Genomic DNA, 9,653 nt, shown 5'->3' with positions numbered 1-9,653 from the left:
CACCGAGCAGGTAGCGGCTCAGTCCAACAAGCGATTATGCAACACAAACAGCGTGTCGCATAAATACTAAAATGTTACACGGCTAAAGTGGTTCAATGGAAAATTATCACGAATCTTTTAAAAAATATGAGTCTGCGCTTTTAGAGTGTACAAAGTTGTCTCAAGAGTGCGCTGGAATACCATCACCAACCAGTTCTCATTTTTATGCTTCGCTGTTGTTTACGAAGTTGTGTAATTGCGCTCACTCCATAGGTCACTTGGCTCCAAAACCCGACCAGATAGGTAAGGATGCTCACTGGGATTACAGTTCTGTTGCATCTTTAACTAGAGATCTAATTGAGTGTTATCTTACTTTTTATTATCTGTGTATTGATAAATGCTCAAGTGAAGAATGGAATGCTCGGTGGCAATTGATGAATCTACACGACCATCTGTCAAGGGTTAAAATGTTCAATGCGTTAGGCATGGACTACGAGGAAAAGGAAGAAGCTAAGAGCGTAAAAAATGAAGTTATAGAAAATCTAAAATCAAACAAATGGTTTCGTAACTTATCTGATAAACAACAAGCACATTTTTTAAAAGGTAAAAATGCCTTTTTCAAAAGTCAGGATGAAATTCTGACTGCTAGTGGTGGTGATGTCTCAGACTTCAGGTTCAAATACATATTCGCATCTAACCATACCCATACTTTTCCAATGGGGTTCTATAGAATGACGGATGGTAATAGAGGTCGTGGTGTCGAATCACAAGTAGAGATTCAATACACAGGACTTTGTCTCGAGTGGGTTTCGGAGTATTTGCTCAAAGCAAAAGAACAATTCGACGAAAAATTTGAAAACTTGGAATAGTATAATCCACCGTGTAACAAACTGTTTAAGAGTGATTCGCAACGCGTGGCATTTTTACTATGCGTTGATTTTAGTGTTTAAGGTGGTATGCGGAAGCATCGGTATTGCGTTGCTCACACCTTAACAGGGCGTTATGTGCAATCAGACCCAAGGAGGTCACCATGAAAATTAAAAATGTAGTTATCGCTTTAGCTCTTCTTACAGGTGCGCCGTTAGCGCTCGCTGATCTCACTTGCCGAACTGATTCATTTGGTACTACGAGATGCAGTGATGGCACAACTTACCGCACTGACTCCTTCGGAACCACAAGAGATAGCCAGGGTAACTCGTGGCGTACAGATTCATTCGGCACAACCCGAGGTAGTGACGGTTCCACATATCGTACAGATTCCTTTGGTACAACCAGAGACAATCAGGGCAATAGCTGGCGCACCGACTCCTTCGGAACAACTCGTGGTAGTGATGGAACAACTTGCCGTACTGATTCTTTCGGTACTATGCGTTGCAACTAGCACATAACACATATGAGCCTTAACTCTGTCAATAGGCATTAGTATTCTTTTTGACCATTTTTATAAATTGACGGTCAATTCTAAACCAATAAACAAATTCGTTTACTTCGTCTGTCGATACGGCTGTTAAGCAAGTAGCTTACGGCAAACACATATAGAGGCTCTCTTATTGCGATCTCATCGCAGCCAGGTTTTTCCCATGTCTTTTTGGGGTTGCTGGGACACTAGACATTCATCGGTTAACCTCATCATGGCACTATTCAAGGCGGCTGGTTTCATCATTATGATCCAGTTAGTTTCAGGCTCAAGTCAGGTGTAAGCGACTTTGTTTATTGTATTAATGCACGCGTACTGAGCGTCTAATCAAGACAAGTGGCTTAGGTCTGTAGGCATATAATCAGGTTAAACCTTGTTGATTATTAACTCACCCAATTGATTGATGCTCAGCCTTATATCCAGTTAGATGTTCAGCTCACTCAGTACCGTGACTAACTCTTTAAGAATTTTGCTTCATCGAATACCGTCTCTTTTTTAAGCATATAATAAACACAGCGACCAAGCTTATGCGCAAGCGCTGACAGTGCTTTGGCTTTGCTCATTCGTTTTTGTAGTTTTTCGAGGTATTTGTTGGCGTTGTGATTGTGACGCAGCAGCAATACAGCCGCTTCGGAGAACGCCCATTTTAGATGTGCATTGCCAATTTTGTTACCTTGGGTGGCATAGGTTTTGCCGGCAGACTCTGCTTTACATTTGACTAACCGTCTATATGAAGCGAACTTTTGTACGCTTGAAAAGCGATTGATGTCACCAATTTGCATAAATAATGGTAAGTGCGAGAATGCGGCCTATACCATTAATTGTTTGCACGATATTAAGGTGGACAGGATTGTGTTGCTTGGCCATTTGTTCAATATAATGCTCTAAAGGCTTAAGCTCATTGTGGTAGCAATCGAGTATGGCCTTGTTTAAAGTAATAGCGCATCTTTTTCTCTGTCGCAGACGTTCTTTAAATTCATGTTGTGGGCAGGTAAATTGTACTGGCTGGCGGTATTGGCGACATGGGCTTTTAAATCAGCCCCGTGGCGAACAATTTTAGTTCTTCGGCGTAATAAGTCGCGCGTAGCACGCATATCTTTGTCATAGACATAAGCAAGCGGGAAGTTACCGCCACGGATGAGTTTAGCAATTTTATACGAATCAATTTTATCGTTTTTAGCTTTACCGCCATGAATTGCCTTCATGTATAGGGCATGACCGAGAATAAAGTCGATAGTGTGTTCTTTGCAAAAATCAGCGACCCAATACAAACAGTGCATGCATTCTACGCCAACGACAATGTCACCGGCATACGGTTTAAGTAGTTTTAGTAGTGCTTCTGGGTCATCTTTAATTTTCTTGTGAACAAGGATAAGTCCTGTATTATCAATGATACAGACGTAAAGTAATCGCGCGTGTAAATCGATTCCGCAATAATATGGATACATGTTATTGTAAAAGTTCATTGAGCTTTCTCCTGTAAGGTTGGTTGCCTTTTCAGCGTAGCGAATAATCACGATGCTGGGGAGGAGGCTCAATGAGTATCAAGGCCAGCCAGAGGGACAGCCAAACCGCTACGCGTTTTGTCCGCCCCTGCTGGCGGCGTTAGCTGCTTTGAGGTTAATCATTAGTAAGGTGTCGGAATGAGAATTTTGGTAACAGGCTCTGCGGGTAGGGTCGGGCGTGCGATCTATATTAAATTAATGCGTACACATGACGTAGTTGGCATTGATAAAACACCTTGCTCAACAGCCGATTACATTGGTGATATCCGTGACAGTGCCCTGATTGGTGGGGTTCTTGAAAATATTGATGTCATCGTTCATACAGCGGCTCTTCATGCTCCTCATGTTGGTTTAGTACCTGATTTAGAGTTTCAATCTATCAACGTAGACGCGACTGAAAAACTGGCTTTGGCTGGTGTAAAAGCAGGTGTTAAACACTTTATTTTTACCAGTACAACTGCGTTGTACGGTTATGCTTCGACACCTAAAAATATTACAGGTTGGATTGATGAGGAAGTTACTCCACAACCCAAGTCGATTTATCATAAAAGTAAAATTGCTGCTGAAACTAAGCTAAAAGAAATTTCAAATCTGTTTCAGCTTCCCGTGACTGTGCTGCAAGTGTCGAGATGCTTTCCTGAGCCAGCGGATTTAATGGCAGTATTTCGTCTGACTCGTGGCATTGATGCTCGCGATGTAGCAAATGCTCATTTATGTGCAGTGGAAAAACGTTTAAACGGTTTTAATCGCTTTATCATCTCAGGTGCAACACCTTTTCATTTTTCTGATTGCGAAGCTCTATATGCTGAAGCTGGAGAGGTTATCAAACGTAAGTGCCCAGAAATCGCTCTAGCATTTAAACAAAGAGGCTGGCAATTACCTCAAAGCTTAGATCGCGTATATGATTCGTCGTCCGCACGTGAGAAATTAGGTTGGTCGCCTATACATGGCTTTGAAAGTGTTTTAGAAATGCTAGATACTGAAACGGCAGAAGTATTACCAGTTTTGAAACGCAGCTAATCGGGTAGCCGGAGGTCTCTAACCTCCAGCCCCCACACCACCCATCATGCGGGTCCGCAATGGGCGGTTCATCTCCCGTAATGAATATTGATCCAAATATCTTTCAATGACACTAAACCTTGTGATGCTAAATAGTCATTACCTAGCGCAATGTTAATTCCTTTTGTTTTTGAGCTTCTACAAGGGCCTTTACTGGTGATATCACAGGCTATGGCGAGTCGCTCGCTAACACCCAATTTCATTAAACTGCGTACTTTGGTGCGAGGTTTACGCCATTGCCGCCAGTAGCACATTCTTATCCTACGACGGATCCAATGATCTAAATCCACTGTTAGTTGATAAGCGTTGGCTATTAGGTAGTAGTGTCCCCAGCCGCGTAAATACTGCGTGAGTTTATGAATTTGTAGGGTCATTGAGATCCCCCAGTTGCGGTTAGTGAGTTCTCTTACATTTGCTTTGAATTTCTTTAGCGCCTGTTCGTGGATCTGCACTTGAGCGTAACGGAAGGTAAACCCGAGAAATTTCGAGCCTGATACGGGACCGACTCGACTTTTCGATTCATTCACTTTGAGTTTTAATCGCTGAGTGATAAACGCAGTAATTTCCCGTTGGATTATGAGTCCTTCGCTTTTCGTTTTTACTAAAATGATTATGTCATCAGCGTAACGTGCAAACTTAAGGTGTTTGTAGGTTAGCTTCTTATCTAATTCATCGAGTAAAATATTGGAAAGTAAAGGGGATAATGGCCCACCTTGAGGGACTCCTTTGGTTGACTCAAACCACAGACCCGTTTCGCGCTCTGCGATCCCCGCTCGGAGGTATTTACCAAGTAGGCGCATGAGTGCTTTGTCTTTGACTTTACGACCAACACGATTCATCAGCATGTCATGGTTTACTTCATCAAAGAACTTAGACAAGTCAATATCAACTGCTGTTTTATAACCTTGTTTAACACAAGATTGAACATGATTTACTGCTTGGCTGGCTCTTTTATGAGGGCGATAACCATAACTATGTGGTGAAAATAGAGGCTCAAAGTAAGGGCTAATCACTTGAGCAATAGCTTGTTGGATCACTCTGTCGATAACAGAAGGGATCCCAAGCATTCGCTCACCGCCATCGGGTTTGGGTATCATCACGCGTATGACTGGCAAGGGTTGATAAGTGCCGCTAAGTAATTGTTGTTTAATACCCAGCCAATGTAACTTAGCGAAGTGATTAAATTCCTCAATACTCATATTATCAATACCCGCAGCCCCTTTATTGCGCTTAACATGTTGCCATGCTGCACCAATATTGTGGTTGCTCAGTACCCTTGCCATCAGGTCACGATCTGTTTGGTTGTATTCATTCGAGGTATTATTCACAGTCGAACGCTGTTCATCACTATCACAACACGGTGATCTATGTGAATTCAAGTTCATTTGTAGTATCTCCTCTGGTTAAGATGTTCAGGCCTTCACCGTGTCCCCTCCATTACGATGGGCGCTTGGCTACTATGCCGTCTGCTGACTTCTGATAAATCACTCTAGCGATTACTCGATAAAGCGCGTCGAAACTAACGCTTGTTTACTGCTATTTCGCTCGCTGTAGGTCGCAGCAACCAAAGCGCCAAGGGTTGAACAACCAGTCCCTAACTGGTAATCTCCAAGCGTTAGCGCGGATGCGTGTTTATCAGATCTCCCCGAATAAGGTGCATCGACTTTCTCTGCACAACTGCATCATTTACGGTGGCCGTTAGATCACATGACTTCGCTATCTTGTGCTAGCTCGTCTCCAGCCTACGCCTCATATGATGTTTTTGTTCATCAGCTCACAGATTTGCTAGCGGCTTCCTCTAGGCTATCTCTCGCGATTTAGCTCTTGCCATTCGCTAGTAGTTATCGTTTAATAACAGTGTGTTATTTAAACGGTGATCTTCCTACAGAGGACTTTCACCTCATAAGTCAATGCCCATGTCGGGCGTACACAAAGCGTTTAAGAGTGACTCCAAACGCGTGCCGGTTTCGCTTCGCTCACAGTATGACACGCTATGTTTGTCGCACCTTAAGGCGGCGTTAACTGGCTAGGAGTTTTCATTGCATCATGGTCAAATAAAGAGTTATTGAGTTTATGTAAATCGAAAATTTCTTGTGAGGAAAAGCTGTTTAATATTGAGCAATGCATTTTTGCAATTCCAGAAAGACTGAAATTAATTGATATTGCGGCTACTCAAGTTGATTCTAGTGTTAGAAGTGTTATCGAAAGCATGGAGCTAGATGAATATGTTCTAATTGATCAAGTACTCGGTGTTGCTGAAGAAAAAGTAAATATTGAAATATCACATGCTAGATTCAAAGGTCTTATTAATTTAGATTTTATAATTCAAAGCTTACACTGTTGCTGTGAAATGCTTGCTCATTTAATTAATTTAATTCTAATAGGCGATAAGAAAAATCACTACCTTTATACTACCTCTGAAAAGTTATCTAAAAATGGCGACTTTTCCGAGTTGGCAAAAATAATAAGTAAATTATTAGAAAACGAAGGTTTTAAATATATTGCAACATATACAAATGAAAGTAAGCACCGGCAATTAATTCAAGTTAGGCATACTGCTGATATCGATGATTATCTAGTAGTTAGCAGATTTACGCGTAGAGGGAATGCATTTCCCCAAAAATGGAATACTGACATCACTAATAGCATTGTAAAAGAAATAAGACATAAAATAGTGCTGGTTGGTAATGAGAATAATACATGTCGCTGCTACGAAAGACATTTACTGATAAAAACAATTTTTTCACCATAGAGAATCTCGAGGCGCTTTGCGCTGCACAGAGATGGATTGATATCTTTTAAGTATTTCTCTGTTAACTCTGTGTTCTCGATGGTAAATACTTATTTAGGCTTAACTCTGACGCGATATAAAATCGCTGCTACGAAAGATATTTACTGCTAAAAACAGTTTTTTCACCACAGAGAATCTCGAGGCGCTTTGCGCTACACACAGAGGTGGATTGATATCTTTTAAGTATTTCTCTGTTAACTCTGTGTTCTCGATGGTAAATGCTTATTCAGGCTTAACTCTGACGCGATATAAAGCCGCTGCTACGAAAGACATTTACTGCTAAAAACAGTTTTTTCACCATAGAGAATCCCGAGGCGCTTTGCGCTGCACAGAGATGGATTGATATCTTTTAAGTATTTCTCTGTTAAATCTGTGTTCTCGGTGGTAAATACTTATTTAGGCTTAACTCTGACGCGATATAAAATCGCTGCTACTAAAGATACTTACTGCTAAAAACAAATTAGCTCCCCCCGCAACCCGAACCTCGTAGCTCTTAGCCCGAAGCCCGTACCCTAAGTTAAATTAATCAGAAAATGTTTAAACCAAAAAAGGCGCTTCCGATTAAGGTAAGCGCCTGTTTGTTATTTTAACTGCTTCTTATTTTACGATTTTCATTTCGTCTAATAAGTTTTGTGCGTTATCTACTTTATCCATTACCCACAGCATGTAACGTGAATCTACATGAATTGAGCGATTTAGCTCTGGGTTGTAATCCCAATCACCAATAATGCTTTCATACACACCGTCAAACAGTAACCCTACCAGCTCAGCTTTACCATTAAGTGTTGGTGAACCTGAGTTACCGCCAGTCGTGTCAACGTTTGATAAAAAGTTAACCGGTACGGTATTCATGCCACCTGTGTAATCACCATAAAGCTTGGCTTTAATTTGCTCTTGCAGCTTTTTAGGCGCATTAAATGGGTCAACATCGGTGTTTTTAGCCAGCAACCCTTCAAGTGAGGTAAACGGCGTGGCCACTAAACCATCTTGCGGAGAATACCCGCCTACCGTGCCGTAAGTTACACGTAATGTGCTATTTGCATCGGCGTAAACCGGTTTGTTTTGCGCTTTGTTAAAGGCAATAATCGCACTCATTAACTCTGGGCGAGCGGCTTGTAACTTACCTGCAAGGGCTTTTGACTTATCTTCCTCAGCTTTCATTACCGTGAATATGGCTTTTGCATATTGCATGAATGGGTCTTGGCTTTGGTTTAATTGGCTAAGCGTTTGCTCAAATAATGAATTACGTACAATTTCGTTATCAAGCGTTGATTTAGCGTACATTTCATCAAGTAATGCACTTTGTTTTGCTTTATCAAAACCGTTTTCTAAAGCAAAAGCTTTATCAATTTCACTAAAACGCTCTGCTTTAGGTAATGCTGCATATTGCTCTAAAAAGTGCAGTAATATAGCTTTATCTACGTTTGCATCAAAGCGACGTGACATACGCTCTAAACCCGATTTAATACGCGGTAAATCACGTTCTTGATAACCCGATTCACGCTCGCTATTTGGCTTTTGTTTTTCATAAGCTAAACGGTATAAACGACGTGCCGTGCTGATCATTTGTGAACGGTGAACATAGCCTACCATACGGTCGCGCTCACTGTGCTCTTGCGATTGTGCAACAAGTGCTGATAACTCATTAAGTACATTACCGTAGCGCTGTTTACGCTCGCTATCGCTGTTTATCCAGCTTGTAAGTTCTTGTTCAAACTGCTTTTTACGCTCAAACATGGTGCCTTTTTTAAAGCTTTCGATCATCGAACCATAGTTTTTAATGTAGTTGTTATAACCAGCTATGGTGCTTTCGTAAGCAATACGTGCTTTGCTGCCATCTTCTGAGTTTTCTTCAATCAGTGACACGTATTTAGTATTGTGCATGCGCGCTTTAGGGTAACTGTCGTTAAATACATAATCGACCTCTGCCGCAATACGGTAACGATTGGTTCGTCCTGGATAGCCAGTAACCATGACAAAATCACCCTCTTGCACGCCTTTAGCACTTACACTTAAGTAAGACTCAGGCACGTACGGTACGTTGTCTTCGCTGTACTCTGCTGGTTTGCCGTCTTTACCTACATAGGCGCGGTAAAAACCAAAATCGCCTGTGTGACGCGGCCACATCCAGTTATCGATATCGCCACCGTATTTACCTACGCCCATAGCAGGTGCATACGCTAAACGTACATCTTTAATTTCCAGCGATTTAATAAGGTAAAACTCTAAACCACCATGAAACGAATATACATTACAACGGTAGCTTTCATCGGCTTCACACTGTGCAACGAGGGCTTTTTGATTTTTTTCTAACGCATCGTAGCGTGCTTTTGCACTTAGCTCGTTAGTGCCGCTAATTACTTTATCAGTCACGTTGGTCACTGTTTCTGTAACGTACACACGCGAACCTGGCGCAGCAGGTAAATCTTCAGCCGGTGTTTTTGCTAAAAAGCCGTTTTCAAGTATGTTGTTTTCAGGTGTTGAATTATATTGCACTGAGCCATAAATACAGTGATGGTTAGTAACAACCAACCCCTTTGGCGAAACAAACGAGGCTGTACAACCGCCTAAGCTAATAACCGCATTCATTGGAAATTCGGTTAATTTTGAAATTGAATCAACACTGATTTCAAGGCCTTTGGCTTTTAAGATTGCTTCCAGCTCTGGTAGCTGATGAGGTTGCCACATACCTTCATCGGCATTGGCCGCAGAAGAGAGTGCCAGTGAACAGGTTGCTACCAAAGTGGCAACAAGAGGTTTTAAACGCATTATAGAATCCCTTTTATTATTGAACCTGCAGATTACTCATTAAGTATGAGTAAGGTCAACTGCGCTGAGATAAATTCTTACAATATAGCGCCCAATAAACAAAAAAGGAGCTAAGCTCCTTTTTTAACTGTTG

General features: G+C 41.6%; 5 protein-coding genes and 1 pseudogene. 3 read left to right on the top strand and 3 right to left on the bottom strand.

Annotated elements, in window-relative coordinates; genetic code table 11:
• Positions 1-95: 95 nt before the first annotated feature.
• Positions 96-848: a DUF5677 domain-containing protein gene (locus MTN96_RS34555; protein ID WP_248534494.1), complete on the top strand. Its 753-nt coding sequence runs from the start codon at positions 96-98 to the stop codon at positions 846-848.
• Positions 849-1,848: 1,000 nt separating this feature from the next.
• On the opposite strand, the pseudogene MTN96_RS34545 reads toward MTN96_RS34555, so the two are convergent.
• Positions 1,849-2,862, bottom strand: a pseudogene (locus MTN96_RS34545) (IS110 family transposase).
• A gap of 177 nt (positions 2,863-3,039) precedes the next feature.
• Here MTN96_RS34545 and MTN96_RS34540 point away from each other — a divergent pair.
• A complete protein-coding gene (locus tag MTN96_RS34540; protein ID WP_248534492.1) occupies positions 3,040-3,921 on the top strand; it encodes an NAD(P)-dependent oxidoreductase in 882 nt (293 codons plus the stop codon).
• A 68-nt stretch (positions 3,922-3,989) separates the two neighbouring features.
• Here MTN96_RS34540 and ltrA read toward each other — a convergent pair whose 3' ends face one another.
• On the bottom strand, positions 3,990-5,288 hold the full coding sequence (ltrA, locus tag MTN96_RS34535) for a group II intron reverse transcriptase/maturase (RefSeq protein ID WP_248534490.1): 1,299 nt from the start codon (positions 5,286-5,288) through the stop codon (positions 3,990-3,992).
• Positions 5,289-6,025: 737 nt separating this feature from the next.
• On the opposite strand from ltrA, the gene MTN96_RS34530 reads away from it, so the two are divergent.
• A complete protein-coding gene (locus MTN96_RS34530; RefSeq protein WP_248534488.1) occupies positions 6,026-6,712 on the top strand; it encodes a hypothetical protein in 687 nt (228 codons plus the stop codon).
• Between the two features lie 636 nt (positions 6,713-7,348).
• Here MTN96_RS34530 and MTN96_RS34525 read toward each other — a convergent pair.
• A complete protein-coding gene (locus MTN96_RS34525) occupies positions 7,349-9,520 on the bottom strand; it encodes a S46 family peptidase (RefSeq protein ID WP_248534486.1) in 2,172 nt (723 codons plus the stop codon).
• Positions 9,521-9,653 lie beyond the last annotated feature (133 nt).

It is taken from the genome of Pseudoalteromonas sp. 2CM28B (genome assembly GCF_023161935.1).
The sequence above is the reverse complement of the archived record's forward strand: the minus strand, read 5'-3'. Positions and strand labels throughout refer to the sequence as shown.

What these genes read in the sequence shown, in the direction of transcription:
- MTN96_RS34525 (WP_248534486.1), bottom strand. Translation starts at nt 9,520, where the DNA reads ATGCGTTTAAAACCTCTTGTTGCCACTTTGGTAGCAACCTGTTCACTG.
- MTN96_RS34540 (WP_248534492.1), top strand. Translation starts at nt 3,040, where the DNA reads ATGAGAATTTTGGTAACAGGCTCTGCGGGTAGGGTCGGGCGTGCGATC.
- MTN96_RS34555 (WP_248534494.1), top strand. Translation starts at nt 96, where the DNA reads ATGGAAAATTATCACGAATCTTTTAAAAAATATGAGTCTGCGCTTTTA.